Origin of the sequence: Pseudomonas sp. PS01297, assembly GCF_029959305.1 — a bacterium.
GTDB lineage: Bacteria > Pseudomonadota > Gammaproteobacteria > Pseudomonadales > Pseudomonadaceae > Aquipseudomonas > Aquipseudomonas helleri.
In genome coordinates this window covers 1-14,955 of sequence record NZ_JASCPQ010000080.1, presented here as the reverse complement: position 1 = coordinate 14,955, position 14,955 = coordinate 1, and the positions used below count along the sequence as shown (strand labels likewise).

24 protein-coding genes and 1 tRNA gene are annotated in these 14,955 nt (G+C 53.7%); 10 read left to right on the top strand and 15 right to left on the bottom strand.

Annotated elements, in window-relative coordinates; genetic code table 11:
• The first annotated feature begins 82 nt into the window (after nucleotides 1-82).
• On the top strand, nucleotides 83-628 hold the full coding sequence (locus QMX84_RS20245; protein ID WP_153335630.1) for an acireductone dioxygenase: 546 nt from the start codon (nucleotides 83-85) through the stop codon (nucleotides 626-628).
• A 9-nt stretch (nucleotides 629-637) separates the two neighbouring features.
• On the top strand, nucleotides 638-1,315 hold the full coding sequence (gene mtnC / locus QMX84_RS20240; protein ID WP_282364641.1) for an acireductone synthase: 678 nt from the start codon (nucleotides 638-640) through the stop codon (nucleotides 1,313-1,315).
• Nucleotides 1,316-1,407: 92 nt separating this feature from the next.
• Here the strand turns inward: mtnC and QMX84_RS20235 are convergent, their stop codons facing one another.
• Nucleotides 1,408-1,686: a DUF3509 domain-containing protein gene (locus tag QMX84_RS20235; protein WP_048371628.1), complete on the bottom strand. Its 279-nt coding sequence runs from the start codon at nucleotides 1,684-1,686 to the stop codon at nucleotides 1,408-1,410.
• A 311-nt stretch (nucleotides 1,687-1,997) separates the two neighbouring features.
• On the opposite strand from QMX84_RS20235, the gene QMX84_RS20230 reads away from it, so the two are divergent.
• From QMX84_RS20230 to QMX84_RS20210, 5 genes are all read left to right on the top strand, one after another.
• Entirely contained in the window at nucleotides 1,998-2,531 is a 534-nt protein-coding gene (locus QMX84_RS20230; protein WP_282364640.1) for an ankyrin repeat domain-containing protein, read from the top strand.
• Between the two features lie 70 nt (nucleotides 2,532-2,601).
• Nucleotides 2,602-3,132, top strand: a complete 531-nt coding sequence (locus QMX84_RS20225; RefSeq protein ID WP_282364639.1) for a hypothetical protein — start codon at nucleotides 2,602-2,604, stop codon at nucleotides 3,130-3,132.
• 81 nt (nucleotides 3,133-3,213) lie between these two features.
• Nucleotides 3,214-3,405 carry a PLD nuclease N-terminal domain-containing protein gene (locus tag QMX84_RS20220; RefSeq protein WP_048371254.1) on the top strand — a complete coding sequence of 64 codons (192 nt, stop codon included), beginning with the start codon at nucleotides 3,214-3,216 and terminating at the stop codon, nucleotides 3,403-3,405.
• Between the two features lie 207 nt (nucleotides 3,406-3,612).
• Nucleotides 3,613-4,488: a polyamine aminopropyltransferase gene (speE, locus tag QMX84_RS20215; RefSeq protein WP_282364638.1), complete on the top strand. Its 876-nt coding sequence runs from the start codon at nucleotides 3,613-3,615 to the stop codon at nucleotides 4,486-4,488.
• A 329-nt stretch (nucleotides 4,489-4,817) separates the two neighbouring features.
• Complete coding sequence (locus QMX84_RS20210; protein ID WP_282364637.1) at nucleotides 4,818-6,899, top strand: LTA synthase family protein; 2,082 nt, start codon at nucleotides 4,818-4,820, stop codon at nucleotides 6,897-6,899.
• Nucleotides 6,900-6,965: 66 nt separating this feature from the next.
• Here QMX84_RS20210 and QMX84_RS20205 read toward each other — a convergent pair whose 3' ends face one another.
• Entirely contained in the window at nucleotides 6,966-7,124 is a 159-nt protein-coding gene (locus QMX84_RS20205; protein ID WP_173430630.1) for a DUF3309 family protein, read from the bottom strand.
• Between the two features lie 196 nt (nucleotides 7,125-7,320).
• On the opposite strand from QMX84_RS20205, the gene QMX84_RS20200 reads away from it, so the two are divergent.
• The gene (locus tag QMX84_RS20200) at nucleotides 7,321-7,653 is read left to right on the top strand and encodes a YnfA family protein (protein ID WP_048371244.1); all 333 of its coding nucleotides are present in this window, start codon (nucleotides 7,321-7,323) and stop codon (nucleotides 7,651-7,653) included.
• 175 nt (nucleotides 7,654-7,828) lie between these two features.
• Complete coding sequence (locus tag QMX84_RS20195) at nucleotides 7,829-8,032, top strand: carbon storage regulator (protein ID WP_048371242.1); 204 nt, start codon at nucleotides 7,829-7,831, stop codon at nucleotides 8,030-8,032.
• Here QMX84_RS20195 and QMX84_RS20190 read toward each other — a convergent pair.
• From QMX84_RS20190 to QMX84_RS20160, 7 genes are all read right to left on the bottom strand, one after another.
• Nucleotides 8,029-8,256 (bottom strand): YheU family protein, encoded by a 228-nt coding sequence (locus QMX84_RS20190; protein ID WP_016781468.1) that lies wholly within the window; start codon nucleotides 8,254-8,256, stop codon nucleotides 8,029-8,031. The genes QMX84_RS20195 and QMX84_RS20190 overlap by 4 nt on opposite strands.
• A 20-nt stretch (nucleotides 8,257-8,276) precedes the next feature.
• Nucleotides 8,277-9,278, bottom strand: coding sequence for a glycosyl transferase family protein (locus tag QMX84_RS20185; RefSeq protein WP_153330929.1), 1,002 nt, complete (start codon nucleotides 9,276-9,278; stop codon nucleotides 8,277-8,279).
• Complete coding sequence (locus tag QMX84_RS20180; RefSeq protein WP_048391108.1) at nucleotides 9,275-9,610, bottom strand: TusE/DsrC/DsvC family sulfur relay protein; 336 nt, start codon at nucleotides 9,608-9,610, stop codon at nucleotides 9,275-9,277. The genes QMX84_RS20185 and QMX84_RS20180 overlap by 4 nt, the downstream gene beginning before the upstream one ends.
• Nucleotides 9,607-9,906, bottom strand: coding sequence for a sulfurtransferase complex subunit TusB (gene tusB / locus QMX84_RS20175; RefSeq protein WP_282364636.1), 300 nt, complete (start codon nucleotides 9,904-9,906; stop codon nucleotides 9,607-9,609). Before tusB ends, QMX84_RS20180 begins: the two co-directional genes overlap by 4 nt.
• Complete coding sequence (gene tusC / locus QMX84_RS20170) at nucleotides 9,906-10,268, bottom strand: sulfurtransferase complex subunit TusC (RefSeq protein ID WP_282364635.1); 363 nt, start codon at nucleotides 10,266-10,268, stop codon at nucleotides 9,906-9,908. Before tusC ends, tusB begins: the two co-directional genes overlap by 1 nt.
• 1 nt (nucleotide 10,269) lies before the next feature.
• Nucleotides 10,270-10,662, bottom strand: coding sequence for a sulfurtransferase complex subunit TusD (gene tusD / locus QMX84_RS20165; RefSeq protein WP_153433253.1), 393 nt, complete (start codon nucleotides 10,660-10,662; stop codon nucleotides 10,270-10,272).
• A 109-nt stretch (nucleotides 10,663-10,771) separates the two neighbouring features.
• Entirely contained in the window at nucleotides 10,772-11,443 is a 672-nt protein-coding gene (locus tag QMX84_RS20160) for a Bax inhibitor-1/YccA family protein (RefSeq protein ID WP_048371231.1), read from the bottom strand.
• Between the two features lie 122 nt (nucleotides 11,444-11,565).
• Between QMX84_RS20160 and QMX84_RS20155 the strand changes: the two genes are divergently transcribed.
• Nucleotides 11,566-11,653: transfer RNA gene (locus QMX84_RS20155), tRNA-Ser, on the top strand.
• A 202-nt stretch (nucleotides 11,654-11,855) separates the two neighbouring features.
• Here QMX84_RS20155 and QMX84_RS20150 read toward each other — a convergent pair.
• From QMX84_RS20150 to QMX84_RS20125, 6 genes are all read right to left on the bottom strand, one after another.
• Complete coding sequence (locus QMX84_RS20150) at nucleotides 11,856-12,041, bottom strand: hypothetical protein (protein WP_282364634.1); 186 nt, start codon at nucleotides 12,039-12,041, stop codon at nucleotides 11,856-11,858.
• A gap of 254 nt (nucleotides 12,042-12,295) precedes the next feature.
• Nucleotides 12,296-12,733: a hypothetical protein gene (locus tag QMX84_RS20145; RefSeq protein ID WP_282364633.1), complete on the bottom strand. Its 438-nt coding sequence runs from the start codon at nucleotides 12,731-12,733 to the stop codon at nucleotides 12,296-12,298.
• A 365-nt stretch (nucleotides 12,734-13,098) separates the two neighbouring features.
• Nucleotides 13,099-13,425, bottom strand: a complete 327-nt coding sequence (locus tag QMX84_RS20140; protein ID WP_282364632.1) for a hypothetical protein — start codon at nucleotides 13,423-13,425, stop codon at nucleotides 13,099-13,101.
• Nucleotides 13,422-13,844: an RHS repeat-associated core domain-containing protein gene (locus QMX84_RS20135; protein ID WP_282364648.1), complete on the bottom strand. Its 423-nt coding sequence runs from the start codon at nucleotides 13,842-13,844 to the stop codon at nucleotides 13,422-13,424. Before QMX84_RS20135 ends, QMX84_RS20140 begins: the two co-directional genes overlap by 4 nt.
• Before the next feature lie 38 nt (nucleotides 13,845-13,882).
• Nucleotides 13,883-14,461 (bottom strand): hypothetical protein, encoded by a 579-nt coding sequence (locus tag QMX84_RS20130; protein WP_282364631.1) that lies wholly within the window; start codon nucleotides 14,459-14,461, stop codon nucleotides 13,883-13,885.
• Nucleotide 14,462: 1 nt separating this feature from the next.
• A partial coding sequence (locus QMX84_RS20125; RefSeq protein ID WP_282364630.1) for an RHS repeat-associated core domain-containing protein occupies nucleotides 14,463-14,955 on the bottom strand: 493 nt, incomplete at its 5' end.

Genomic DNA, 14,955 nt, shown 5'->3' with positions numbered 1-14,955 from the left:
AAGCCCACCGCCTGATTTCAACGGTCTGCCTGAACGGCCTGGAAAAAGCCGAAAGTGCACGCCGAAGCTGAGGAATACCCCCATGAGCAGCCTTTCTGTTTACCACGTTTCAAGCCCGGAAATACCCAACAAGGTATTGACCCACCTGGAAGACATCACCTCCACGCTGGCCGAGCAGGGCGTGCGCTTTGAGCGCTGGCAGGCGGCTGCGCCGATCCAGCCGGGCGCCAGCCAGGACGAAGTGATCGACGCCTATCGCACGCAGATTGATCAATTGATGACTGAGCAGGGTTACGTCACCGTTGACGTGATCAGCCTCAACAGCGACCACCCGCAAAAAGCCGAGCTGCGCGCCAAGTTCCTCGATGAACACCGTCATGGCGAAGATGAAGTGCGCTTCTTCGTAGCAGGCCGTGGGCTGTTTACCTTGCATATTGGCGACTATGTGTATGCCGTGCTGTGCGAAAAAAACGACCTGATCTCAGTGCCAGCGGGCACCCCGCATTGGTTTGACATGGGCGAGCACCCGCACTTTGTGGCCATCCGGTTGTTTAACAACCCTGAAGGCTGGGTGGCCAACTTTACCGGCGAAGACATCGCCAGCCGCTTCCCGCGCCTCGAAGACTAAGGACCCCGTATGCCGATCAAAGCCATCCTCACTGACATTGAAGGCACCACCAGCGCCGTCAGCTTTGTGTTTGACGTGTTGTTTCCGTTTGCGGCCAAACACCTGCCTGACTTCGTCCGTGAACATGCCGAAGACCCTGAGGTTGCGATGCAACTGGGGGCGGTGCGTCTGGACAGCGGCGAGCCCGAGGCGGACGTTGAGCGGGTAATCGAGATCCTTCAACAGTGGATCGCCGAAGATCGCAAAGCCACGCCGCTTAAGGCGCTGCAGGGCATGATCTGGAAGCAGGGTTACGAGGCGGCCGAGTTGAAAGGGCACGTCTACCCGGATGCCGTCGAGGCCCTCAAGGCCTGGCATGAAAAGGGCTATGACTTGTACGTGTACTCGTCAGGTTCGATCCAGGCGCAACAGCTGATTTTTGGCTGTTCGGAGGCGGGTGATCTGACCCCCTTGTTCAGTGGCTATTTCGACACCACGTCCGGGCCCAAGCGCGAAGCCCAATCGTACCGGCACATCACCGAAGCCATCGGCTGCCCGGCGGGGAAAATCCTGTTTCTATCGGACATCGTCGAAGAGCTGGACGCGGCGCAACAAGCCGGGATGCAAACCTGTGGTCTGGCGCGAGAAGGCTGGAAGAAGTTGGGTGATCATCTGACGGTCAGCAGCTTTGCCGATATAGATATTTAATCTTTGAACGTGAAGGAGCGAGCTTGCTTGCGATCTTTGAAGTTGGAAAGATCGCGAGGCAAGCTCGCTCCTGCAGTTTGATCAGGCTTTTATCAACGCGTGTGATAGGTCGGCAGGGCAAAGCGGTGCTGGCTTTGCAGCAGTGAAATGGTCGGCAGTTCACTGGCCGTACCTGCCAGATCACGACGAATCGCGCTGATCACCCAAGTCAGTTGCTCTGCGGTGTGCAACTGCGCGTATGAAATGACCCGCTGAGTCTGTTTACCTTCGCTGTCACACAACGTCAGCAATACACCGCCATCCGGGCGGGGCTTAACGTTGACGGTGTAGTTCGAAAACAGGGACGCGAATTTTTCTTGGATCAGGCTCATGTCAATCAGCTCCATTAGCTCATCTGTGCTTGCATGGAGAGATAGTTGCAGTGATTGTGCCAGTACGCCTGTCTAATAAAATCCTTTTAAATCAATGTCTTAGTTTTTAGTTGAGATGCAGGGTTCGTGCATTTTGCATGAATGGCCATCATGCATCCTGCATTTTGCCCAGTCACACAGTTTGTTGGCGTGTTTGTACAAAAGTCGTTTACCGATTGATTGTCTCTATGACGCTCTTGAGTAAAAAGGGGATGACACCGTTGGCCGCTCTCGGGAAACTACGGCTTTCTGTAGTCAACCTGGAGCCTCAAATGTCAGACAACAAGCCAGCCGATCAGCAACGGCAGATGACCCCCGAGGAAGCGGCTGAGTTTGCCGAGCAGGTTTTCAATAAAGCCCGCGAGGGCGACGCCGCCATGCTGGCAGCTCTGATGAGCAAGGGCTTGCCGCCGAATCTGCGTAATCACAAGGGCGACACCTTGCTGATGCTGGCCAGCTATCACGGGCATGTCGACGCCGTGAAGGTGCTGCTTGAGCACAAGGCTGACCCTGAAATTCGCAATGACAACGGTCAAAGCCCGATTGCTGGCGCGGCGTTCAAAGGTGACCTGGAAATGGTTAAAACCCTGATCGCGGGCGGGGCGCAAGTTGAAGGCGCTTCGTTTGACGGCCGTACCGCCTTGATGATGGCAGCAATGTTTAATCGCACCGAAATCATCAAGTACCTGGTCAGCAAAGGCGCCGATCCAAAAGCCAAGGATGCCAATGAGATCACCGCGCTGGATGCCGCCAAGACCATGGGCGCAACCGAAAGCATCGCGTTGTTGAACGCGTTGTTAGGCTGATTACATGCCCTTGAGGCGCGCAATTGATATATCCTGCGCGCCCTCAATTTTCTTTGTGACAGGCCTGCCCATGAAAAACACTCTCGTTGAACTCATCAGCAAAATCAGCTCTGGGTGCATGGGCGACGAAGAAATTGCAAAAATCGCTGAGGAAGCAGCGCAGGCCTACGCTGATCAAGACGCCTTTCTGGCGGCAAACCCGGACATCAACTACGACGACACTTACCCTATTGCGTTGGGCGAGTGGGTCGTTATCGGCAGTTTGCCGGAAACGGTCCTGTTCCAGGCTGACACTTATGTCGACCTGTTCTCCCAGATCGTTGCCTCGTTTGGTCCTGGCGTGCCTTTCAACATCAAGCCCAAGCAACTGGCCAAAACCGAAGCGCTGACGGCGCTGAACCGTATCCAGATCCAGATGGGCAGCATGAACCCTGAGAACGGTGGCTATGTGCTGCTGAACCTGAGCCAGCCGCTGGATGATGAACTGCAAATGGTGCTGGTGTATGGCAATGACGTGCCACGCGTGCTGGCCTTGTGTGCCGAGGTAGGCATCAGTGCTGCGCCTGCGCTGGAAGCCTTGAAGGTCGCTGTTCACGTTTGATGCCCGACCTGCAATAAAAAACGGAACCCTCGCCGCTGCTGACTATCCTAATTAAACACGCACTCACTCAGGAGCATCACCATGGGGTCGACGTTTAATGGTCTGGTAGGTCTGATTATTCTGGCGCTGGATATTTGGGCCATCATCAATGTGCTCAAAAGTAACGTCGGAACCGGGATGAAAATCCTTTGGGTGCTGTTGATTATCTTCTTGCCGGTGCTCGGCCTCATTATCTGGGCCATCGCCGGGCCGCGAGGCAATGTGCGCATTTAAGTCGTCAGCCAGCGGGTGGCGGCGGCTTTATTTGGCGCCACCCGCTGAGTTTGTCTGCGTCAAGGTTCGACCTGTCATGCTCGTCGTCGTAGAATGCGCGCCTTTCTTGGGCAGTTGAGCGTCTGTATCGCGAAAGCGGTAAACGCTCAAACTGCCGATCATGGGCGGGTGACCGTCCGTTGCCATCTGCATTCAAAGGGACTTCCCATGACTGAAGTACTTAGCACCGACTATCTCGAAACCCTCTACGAGGGTTATGGTCAGCGTTTTCGTATGGACAAGCTGCTGCACGAAGTGCGCACTGACCACCAGCGCCTGGTGATTTTCGAAAACCCGGTGATGGGCCGGGTCATGGCATTGGATGGCGTGATTCAGACCACGGAAAAGGATGAGTTCATTTACCACGAGATGCTGACTCACGTGCCGATTCTGGCGCATGGCACGGTCAAGCGTGTGCTGATCATAGGCGGCGGCGACGGCGGCATGCTGCGCGAAGTAACCAAGCATGTGGGCATTGAGCACATCACCATGGTCGAGATCGACAGCACCGTGGTTGAAATGTGCAAAGAGTTCTTGCCGAACCACTCCAAAGGGGCTTACGACGATCCGCGCCTGAATCTGGTGATCGATGACGGCATGCGCTTTGTTGCAACCACCGAAGAAAAGTTCGATGTGATCATTTCTGATTCCACCGACCCGATCGGGCCGGGTGAAGTGCTATTCTCTGAAAACTTCTATCAAGCCTGCCATCGCTGCCTGAATGAAGGTGGTGTGCTGGTGACGCAAAACGGCACGCCGTTCATGCAACTGCAAGAAGTTAAAACCACCGCAGAGCGCATGCGTGGTTTGTTCGCCGATTGGCACTTCTATCAAGCGGCCGTGCCGACTTACATCGGCGGTTCGATGACGTTTGCCTGGGGTTCGACCAACAGCGATTACCGCAAGTTGCCGCTGGAGACGCTGCGTCAGCGTTTTATTGGTAGTGGCATTGTTACCCGCTATTACAACCCTGAAGTTCACCTGGGTTCGTTTGCTTTGCCGCAATACGTTTTGCAGGCGATTAACAAGCCAAGCAACGTTTAACCCGCAGTGACTTCCAGAAAGGGCCGAAAGGCCCTTTCTTATGTTTCAAATTATGCGTTTGCACAAAATTTTCACGTGCCGTCCATGACAATTTGCGTGCAAAATTTCGGCTCGGCTGCTTCTCAGAAGCCATTCACCTGGATGTCCAGTTCAGGTGTCGAGCCAAACCCTGTGCATTAAAGGGTGCAGTATCAGTGGTAAATCACCGGTGATCGTGCAACATTTGCCCGCCCGCGCATGACCTCCCTGCACGTGTGCCCTATAGGCGCAGGTGCTGGCCGTGCACAGAAAAGCCACTTCAACTTGAATCAATTGGGTCCTAAAACGACATGGCAAACCCGGACGCCTTAAAACAACAGAACGCTGCCCAGCGAATGTTGCAACCGACCGTCAAATCGCATCTGGCGTTTACGCTGCTCAGCGCCTTGATCATGATGCTGATGTTTACCCTGTTGCGGGTGGCATTGCTGGTTTACAACCGGGAAATGATCCTGGATACCCCGGCCTCAACGTTCCTCGAAGCCTTTTTCAATGGTCTGCGCTTTGACCTGCGCATCGTGGTTTATCTCAGCATTCCTTTGTTGCTGTCATTGCTCAGTGCGCATGCGATGCGACTGCGCGGCCCCATGCGTTTCTGGCTGACTGCTGCCTCCAGCCTGGCGCTGTTCCTGGGGCTGATGGAGATGGACTTCTACCGTGAATTCCACCAGCGCCTCAACGGTCTGGTCTTCCAATACGTGAAGGAAGACCCGAAAACCGTCATGAGCATGCTCTGGTACGGTTTCCCGGTGGTGCGTTACCTGCTGGCCTGGGCCGTCGGGACGGTGATCCTGTACTTTGCATTCAAAGGTGCAGACCGCGTAACCCGTACCCGTGCGACATCGGCTGCTGCCGCGGCTACTCAACGTGCCGTCGCGCCATGGTATGCGCGCATTGCCGTGTTCATGGTGATTCTGGTGGTGTGTGTAGTCGCTGCTCGCGGCACGCTGCGTCAAGGTCCTCCACTGCGCTGGGGTGATGCCTACACGACGGATTCCAACTTCGCTAACCAGTTAGGGCTCAATGGTTCCTTGTCGCTGATTTCAGCGGCGCAGAGCCGCTTCTCGGATGAGCGCAGCAATATCTGGAAAGCCAACCTGCCGCAGCCTGAGGCTCAGCAGACCGTACGCGACATGCTGCTGACCCCGAACGACAAGCTGGTCGATGCGGACACCGCGCCTGTGCGCCGTGATACCACGCCACCAGAAGAAAAAACCCTGCCGATCAAGAACGTTGTCGTCATCTTGATGGAAAGCTTCGCCGGCCACTCGGTGGGTGCACTGGGACGTCCAGGCAACGTCACGCCTTACTTCGACAACCTGGCCAAAGAAGGCCTGCTGTTTGAGCGCTTCTTCTCCAACGGTACGCACACGCATCAGGGCATGTTCGCCACCATGGCGTGCTTCCCGAACCTGCCAGGTTTTGAATACCTGATGCAGACCCCGGAAGGCAGCCACAAGCTGTCCGGTCTGCCGGAGCTGCTGAGCGCCCGTAAATACGATGATGTGTATGTGTACAACGGTGATTTTGCCTGGGACAACCAGTCTGGTTTCTTCAGCAACCAAGGCATGACCACGTTCGTTGGCCGTAATGATTTCGTGAACCCGGTGTTCTCTGATCCTACGTGGGGCGTGTCCGACCAGGACATGTTCAACCGTGGCCTGGAAGAGCTGAAAAAGCGTGAAGGCAAAGAGCCGTTCTATGCCTTGTTGCAAACCCTTTCCAACCACACGCCGTATGCCTTGCCGACGCCACTGCCGGTTGAACGTGTGACCGACCGTGGTTCGTTGAACGAGCATTTGACCGCCATGCGCTATTCGGACTGGGCGCTGGGTCAATTCTTTGAAAAGGCGCGTAAAGAGCCGTACTTCAAGGAAACCTTGTTTGTGATCGTGGGTGACCACGGTTTTGGTAACGAGCAGCAGATCTCCGAGATGGACCTTGGGCGTTTCAACGTTCCATTGCTGTTGATCGGGCCGGGCATCCAGGAGAAGTTTGGTGCGCGGGTTGATACCGTGGGTACGCAGATCGACATCGTACCGACCATCATGGGTCGTCTGGGTGGTGAGTTCCGTCAGCAATGCTGGGGCCGTGACCTGCTGAACCTGCCGGAAGGTGATAAGGGTTCAGGTGTGATCAAACCATCTGGCAACGATCAGACCGTGGCCATCATCAGCGGCGATCATCTGCTGGTTCAGCCTAAAGACATGCCTGCCAAGGTATGGCAATACAACTTGGGCCCGAACCCGCAAGCCAAAGTAGTGACTGACTCGCCAGACGAAGCTGAACTGAAGAAGAAGCTTGAATCCTTCTTGCAGACAGCAACCAAAAGCTTGTTGGATAACACTGCGGGTGTCGTGGATCCGAAGTAAACCAGCGTGAAAAAAGAAGAGGCCTCAGGGCCTCTTTTTTTTGCGCGTAATGCCGTGACTACGGCGCTATATTTTGCCGAGCAAGAGCAGTATCAACAGTACGACCAGTACGGTGCCGATAATACCGGACGGGCCGTAGCCCCAGTTTCGTGAGTGAGGGAAAACTGGCAGTCCGCCCACCAGCAGCAAGATCAGGATGATCAGAAGTATCAGGGTCATGACTATTTCCTCATTGATTATTGTCAGTAAGGACGGCGTTCAGTGGCGTTGAAACCACTGCTACGTACGCTCTTAATAAGTCCGACTTGCCGGGCGCGAAAATAATTCAACTTTTTATTCTGTGACGCGTGCTAAAGGTTGGCTATTGCCTGGCTGATGGGGCGCGAGTAGGGTGGCGCGCTGCCTAAGGAAGGAAGTATTCATGCTTAATTACGTTTGGTTTTTTTTGGCCGCGTTGTTTGAAATCGCAGGCTGCTACGGATTCTGGATGTGGCTGCGTCAAGGCAAGAGTGTGGTGTGGGTCGTGCCGGCAGTGTTGAGCCTGGCCGTTTTTGCCCTGCTCTTGACCAAGGTCGAAGCGGCCTATGCGGGCCGGGCTTATGCCGCGTATGGCGGGATCTACATCGTGACGTCTATTGCCTGGTTGGCGGTTGTGGAGCGAGTCCGGCCATTGGGCTCTGACTGGATCGGACTGGTGCTGTGCGTGATAGGGGCAACCATCATTCTGTTGGGGCCACGCTTTTCGGCACCCTAAGCCAAACCCCCTACTGATGAGGAATATTCGACAGCTGTCGCGTAGGACTTTTAGCTAGTCGATGTAGGGCTTAATCCAGATAGGAGTAAGCCCAAGCTGAATTGCTGTGTAAGGATTGAAGTACCGAATGACGCGGTTCAGTCTTCGTGGCCAGACACCTTTAAGGATAAGAGCCATGCAGATTCTAAAACGCGTCAGCGGCGAACGCTTCTCGATAGGCGAAGACATTATTGTCCATGTCATTGCCATCAGTGGCAGCCACGTACGCCTGGGGATTGATGCCCCCAGGAGCGTCAGCGTTCACCGAGGCGAAATCTACGACCGGATCAAAAATCAGGACCCCGGGCATTTGACCATTGGGCCGTTGAGCAAGCGTTAATCAAAGAACTCTTTGGGAACGGCATGTTTGGGCATCAACTGGCATTGCTGGCTTTCCAGATCAAAGAAGATCACGGCTTGCCCTTTGCTTAAGGCGTGACGTACTCGCAGGACACGTGTCTCTTGAGGGGTGTCATCACCGTTGTCGGTACCGTCGCGGCTGACGAAGTCTTCAATCAGGCGGGTGAGGGTGTCAGGTTCAAGCTGGTCGTAAGGAATTAGCATGAGGCGGTCTCGCAAATGAGTTAAATCGATTTGTCGCGGTTATCCCAATAACCCTGCGCCAACTCGAATGCTTGTTCACGCGGTGTGCCCAGCCCGCGAAGGGCCAGGGCCATGGTCGAGAGCAGGGCCAGTTGCGGGTAACTGTCTTCGATCTCGCCCCGCCACAGTGCCTTGAGCTGCCCCGGCTCAAGTGAGGCCGGTTTCACGTGGCGTCGAGCTGACAGTGCTGGCCACTCTTCATCCCAATTGACGCCCGCCGTGGTGCCGTACAAATGGCTGATGGTGTCCGGGTTGATCTCGATTTCACCGCCGTCGCCTTTGATCACGATGCTGGTGTCTCCCAGCAAGCCGCTGGCTTCGCGGTGCACGCTTTGGTAGCCCGGATGGAAAATGCTTTGTAGGCCGCAGCGGGCGCCCAGCGGGTTCAAAATGCGCGCCAGTGAGTGAATGGGCGAGCGCAAACCCAAGGTGTTGCGCAGATCGATCATGCGCTGCAACTGCGGCGCCCAGTCCTGCAATGGCATAAAGGCCAGATGCTGGGTGTCGAGCGCAGTTTCAACGCTTTGCCAGTCGCGGCACAGCGGGATAGACAACTCGTCCAGCAGTTGTTCACTGTACAGTCGCCCTGCGGTATGAGCGCCGCCGCCGTGCATCACAATCCGCACACCGTTTTGCGCCAGGCATTTGGCAGCCAGCAGGTACCAGGGCAGGTGACGCTTTTTGCCCGCATAAGTCGGCCAGTCGATATCAACGTTGATTGCTGGCGCTGTCAGACGCTCACGCAAGGCTTCGGTAAAGCCGGCCAATTCCTCGGGGCTTTCTTCCTTGTGACGCAGCAACATCAGGAAGGCACCCAATTGCGTGTCCTCGACTTTTTCGTCGAGCAGCATACCCATCGCCTCGCGCGCTTCTTCTCGGGTCAAGTTGCGGGCGCCGCGTTTACCTTTGCCCAGAATGCGCACAAATGGCGCGAAAGGGTGTTCGGCCGGGGTTTCTAATGTCAGCGCAGCAGGCGTATTCATAGGCAATTAGTCGGTTTTGGCAGGCCCGCCAGCTTGGCAGCGAGCTTGGCCGGTGTGCCATTAAACAGGCGGTTGAGGTGCAAGCTGTTGCCTTTTTCAGGGCCCAGCTTGAGCGCGGTGTACTTGATCAGCGGGCGTGTCGCGGGTGACAGCTCGAACTCCTGATAGAAGCTGCGCAACAGCTCAAGGATCTCCCAGTGCTCGGGGCTCAACTCGATCTGCGCCTCGGCCGCCAGTGCATGGGCGACCTCTGCAGACCAGTCGTTAAGGTCGAGCAAATAGCCGTCTTTATCCAGCGCGATGTGTTTGCCGTTGAGAAGGAGGGTGCTCATAGCCAGCTGTTGACCTTGTCATAGTGAATCGACAGCTCGACAAAGGCCGGGTAATCCACCGCTGTCGCCCAGGGCGGGCAGTCGAGGTGGCGTGCGAGCAGGTCTTCTTCGAGGGCATAAAACTTAAGCGTGGCGCTTTTTTCTTCCAGGGCCTTGAGAGGGCTGCTTTGAGGTTGTAAGGCGTAGACCGCATCACCTGTCAGCAACAGCGCGTCATCGGTGCCCAGAACGCGTAAGCAGCTGCTAAGGCGTGTGTCTGAAAAGGGCGAGTGGCTCAGGACGTGTAGGGTCGTCATCAGAGGGTTATCACTTGGTCAAAACGGTCAATTAGGGCGCGTACTTCATCGGTTAACAGGGCGTGTACATCGTCGACTGCCAGATGTGCGGGCGAAATGCCGCGCTCGGCCAGGCTGTGGCCGCAGGCAAACACATCATCAATCCCGAACATCGACAGGGCTTGCAGATTGGCCTGAAGGTTTTTTTGTTGCAGCGCGGCCGCGTTTTGTCCGGGAACGAGCTGGAATACCCCATCGTCCATAAACATCAGTGCAATCGGCAAATCGAACGCGCCCCCCGCCAACACAAGGTCCAGCGCCTCTTTGGCGCCTGGGCCCGACCATGGCGCCTGGCGGCTGATAATCAACAGCGACTTAGCCATATCAAGGCCCTCCGAAGCAGATCAGTCGATCAGCCGATTGAATCGCGTCGTGTAACTGGCCCAGGCCAGACAATTCCCATGGCGCTTGCAGATTGACCGCCGGGCGCTCATAGCGCGCTGCTTCATCTTCATTCAATACACCGCGGCGCAGGGCTGCGGCAATACATACCACGCCGTCCAGCTGATGTTGGCTGACGAACGCGGCCCACTGCTGCGCGATGTTTTGCTCGTCTTGCGGTGTGACCACATTGCTCGAGGCGCTGTGCACACCGTCTTGATAGAAGAACAGCCGCACGATCTCGTGACCGCTTGCCAGCACTGCCTCGGCAAAACGCAGGGCGCGGCGAGAAGAGGGGGCATGGGCTGCTGAATAAAGGGCAATGGCAAATTTCATGGTGAGCTCTGTCAGCAAATCTGCGGCAATGATAAAGGCAGATGCTCAAAGATGCTTGCAGCGGGCAACAAAAAGCCCGCCGAAGCGGGCTTTCGTGTAGCGGGGTCAATCAGTCGTCGCTGCTCATGATGCCGAAAATTTGCAGCAGGCTGATAAACAGGTTGTAGATCGAAACATACAGGCTGATGGTCGCCATGATGTAGTTACGCTCGCCGCCATGAATGATGGCGCTGGTCTGGAACAAGATGCAGACCGAAGAAAACAGCACAAAACCGGCGCTGATCGCCAGTTGCAGGCCGCTGACCTGGAAGAAGAAGCTGGCAACTACGGCGCCCAGCAGGACAAAGAAGCCTGCGGTGATAAAGCCGCCCAGGAAGCTCATGTCCTTGCGAGTGATCAGTACATAAGCTGAAAGGCCACCAAACACCAGCGCGGTCATGGCAAATGCCGAACTGACAACCTCCGCGCCGCCCTGCATGCCCAGGTAGCGGTTGAGGATTGGGCCCAACAAAAAGCCCATGAAACCGGTCAAGGCAAACGTAGACACCAAGCCCCAAGCCGAATCACGCAGCTTGTTGGTCAAGAAAAACAGCCCGTAGAAACCGATCAGCACCACGAAAATATTCGGGTAACCGACCCGCATCTGTTGAGCGACATAAGCCATCACGCCGCTGAAAGCGAGCGTCAAAGCCAGTAAACCGTAAGTGTTGCGCAGGACGCGGCTAACCTCTAGCTGCTCAGCCTGCACGCTGTTATTAACGGCGTAATCCTGTTCGCGCATGGCGATACTCCTGTGGTTTGAAATGTTAAGTAGCAAAGATCATAGCAGAGGCTCTGAAACAAGCGATCAAGAGAGTTTGACAACGTGTTTCATTCAGGTATTATGGCGCCCGCAACAACATAGGAGGTGTGGCCGAGTGGTTTAAGGCAACGGTCTTGAAAACCGTCGACTGTAACAGGTCCTAGAGTTCGAATCTCTACGCCTCCGCCATATTGATACACCGACAGAGCCCGCTTTTAGCGGGCTTTGTCGTTTCTGGGGGTTGGGAAATGGGACTGTAGGGCTGCCATCGTTTACCCAATCAGAGGTGCCTTAAAGTCAGCCTCCTTCTCGTTGCGATTTCTCGCCACCCCCACAATCTCGTTCGATGTCTCTATGTCTGTAGCCCGGCAGTCTAGGGCATCACCGAGTTTCAGAAGCGAGATATTTCTTTAAGTGAAGTACACAGGTAGCGCATCGCAATGCGGTCTGACTCAGAAAGCATGCGGTAGTGCTCAATCAGGCTGGCTTCATCGCGACTGAGTCGGCGAGGCGCAGTGGTTCGCTTAAAAGAGAAGAGGCCACACAGCATCCGCACAATGCCAATTGAAATCGACATAAGTCACCTCTTTAGCTAGAAACAACATCCCCAGAGTTGCTGCACTTTGATCCTGCTCAGAAATCAGTTCCAAGCAAGCAAGTGGCATTGCCTAAAGTGTAGAGCCAGTTCTCTTCTTGCATGGTCAGATCCGGTGATTGTGTTTACCTAATCATTTAGCTTCTTTGATAGAGCCTATTGAGCACTAGCGCTGACTAATTGGCCACAGCCCTCTTTTCGATGTGCAGCCTCGTCAAGTGTGGGGCTATAGCCGTCTACAGTGGAAAACACCTTTTTTTGCGTTGCCGCAAAGTGGTTTCGCCGTTGCGGCTTTCATAGGCGAGGTTGTCGCCGTCCCAGCCGTAGATGTTTCGGCCGCAGTCGTATTGGGCGTTGAGCGTGCGCTGTTGCTGCTCGATCCACGCCGGGCCGGCGCCGGGGCTGGGCGGGCAGTGGGCTTTGGAGTATTTGGCTACCCGTCGCCCCAGTGCGTCGTAGGCGAAGTCGGCGGTCAGACGATCGTCTTCGTAGCGGGTCAGGCGGTCGTAGAGGTCCCAGGTGAAACGGGCTTTTTTGCCGTTGTCGAGGCGTTCAAGCAGGTTGCCGCGGGCGTCGTAGGTGTAGTGCTGGCCGACGTAGTCGCGCAGGCTGCTGGCAGGGTGGAGGGCGAAGGTTTGTCTTAATACTTGCAGGCATTGACAACGGGAGGCCAATGCCGGTGTTTCCCGACTGTTAAAGAGCTATGAACTCTATGGTCAGCGCTGCAACCATACTTGTGAGTCACTGGTGATCAGTCCGGTACCGCGAAGGTCTTCATAACTTGCAGTGCTCCCCTTACGTCGCTGACGGAATAGGTACTTTTTATAAGTATTGGATATGACCTCTTGTGCAAGTGACATGCATCACTAGGTAACCTTAGTCTGTTATTGTCTTCATATTGAAGCCTGCATGTGAGGATGTATTCGTTCACTGAACTATCAGAATGCCATCAGTAATGAGTTCAAAATGCAGTGTAAATATCAATTTGTCCAGAGCGGATCGTTGATAGTGAGTAGCTTCCCTCGATCTGAAGATATGTTTATTTTTTTGTAAACTGTTCAATGTCATCTAAAGCATCTTCGGCCCTGCCTGAGAATTCTTTGTCCTTCAGGAGTTTTTTTAGCAGGGGGATGGTGGTGTTTTCATTGATTACGCCATGAAGTCGTGCTATGTGCCCTAGGCATGTAATTGCTAGCCCTGTTATGTTTGAACTTTTTTTCAGATTAATTTGTTCGATGCATTTTTTTTGAATCCACTCGGGGTCATTTACGTTGAAAGTCATGTGCATGATTGAGTCTAGGATGGTTTGCTCATCATTAGATTTGAGTAGTAGTTCTACATCTGATTTTTGATGTGGCTCTATCATGGCTGTCTCCTTATTTTTCCTTTGCTAGTTACTTGTTGTGCTCTTCTTAGCGTGTTTTGCTGATCGGTGTGCAAATCACACCAGCATCTAACATGACTATGATATTCCTCATCTGAATTGGGGGTTACTTGGGTTCTGTCAAGAATTATTAACTCGTTATTTTCAATGTCAACTCCAACCCTTCGAGGCGATGAATCTTTGACTTGAGAAGAGTTATCCAATGCGGCTTGTCCATTTGATGGCGCTCTACTCTTAATTGGATTGTCTGTAGCTCCATGATAAGGAGCGTTTCTATAAACTCGAGCCAACCCAAACGAATCAACCCACCCCACCGGATTCGGCGCATACGCATATACATTTAGCCCACCCGAAAACCCTATCGAGTCTTTGCTGATAAACCGTCCGACTTGCGGATCGATAGTATCGATAGCGGTTTTATTGTAGGCTAATTATAGTCTTAAGTTATATCCTTGTTTTCTGGTTGGAGTTGTAATAATTTTTCACTATCGTATGTTGGACGATATCCGGGATTTATATTCTTGTGTTTGTACTCGCCCGATCCGATGAATCTGTGCCAATTTTTGCCAGAGGCTAGGGCAGAATCAGTCCAATAGTGATTCTTTATGATGTCTCCATTTGTGTTTTTAACATTTGCGTGCGCATATTTTTTGAGTATTTTGTGTAATTCTTTTTTTGCGATCTTCGCCGTAAGTGAAGTATCTGCACCGTAGTGTGAGGCTCCAATTGCATATTCATCTTCGCCACCATATTTAATGTCTATAAAACCAATACGTTGGCTTCGGGGGATGTTGATTTGTTTTTTATTTAGGATTGGCCCTTCATCTTCGTGTTTTCCAGCAAGCAGGGAAAGCGTTTTTGAGGTGCCCGGACTCCACGATGAGGGAGAGTTGATATCTACTTTTATATATGGATGATTGTAACTTTCTGAACGATAGAGATTTAGGTTGGATATTTCAAGCAGCTTTATGTTGATGAGTATGAAGTCATTAAGGGTCATGAATACATTAATATCCATTTTATTTTCTTTTCCTTGTTGGGCATGGGCAGTATGGCCTGAATTGAACCTCGGCAGCCATATCGTTGTCTGCGGTTTTATTTTGTAAGTTGTCCATTGCAAGTGTTTCGCGAGGTACGGGTGTTCCGTCTGCTTTTGTTCTTCCAACATTGCCGTAAATTATTTTCCCGTCCTTTTGTTCAATAATTATATCCGGCCTGCGACCCTGTTTTTGTCCACCTGGTGTGGGAATTAGTACCTCTTTTTGGAGCCCACCTCCCGCTTTTACTAAACCTCCGGCCTCGGTGGCCTCACGCCCCCATTGGGCGATAACTTCATTGTGTGGTCCTTGACCACCAGGTACCGGACCGCGTTTAGCCAACCCAAACGGATCAACCCACCCCACCGGATTCGGCGCATACGCATAGACATTCAGCCCACCCGCAAACCCGATCGGGTCTTTGCTGATAAACCTCCCGACCTGCGGATCATAGTACCGATAGCGGTTGTAGTGC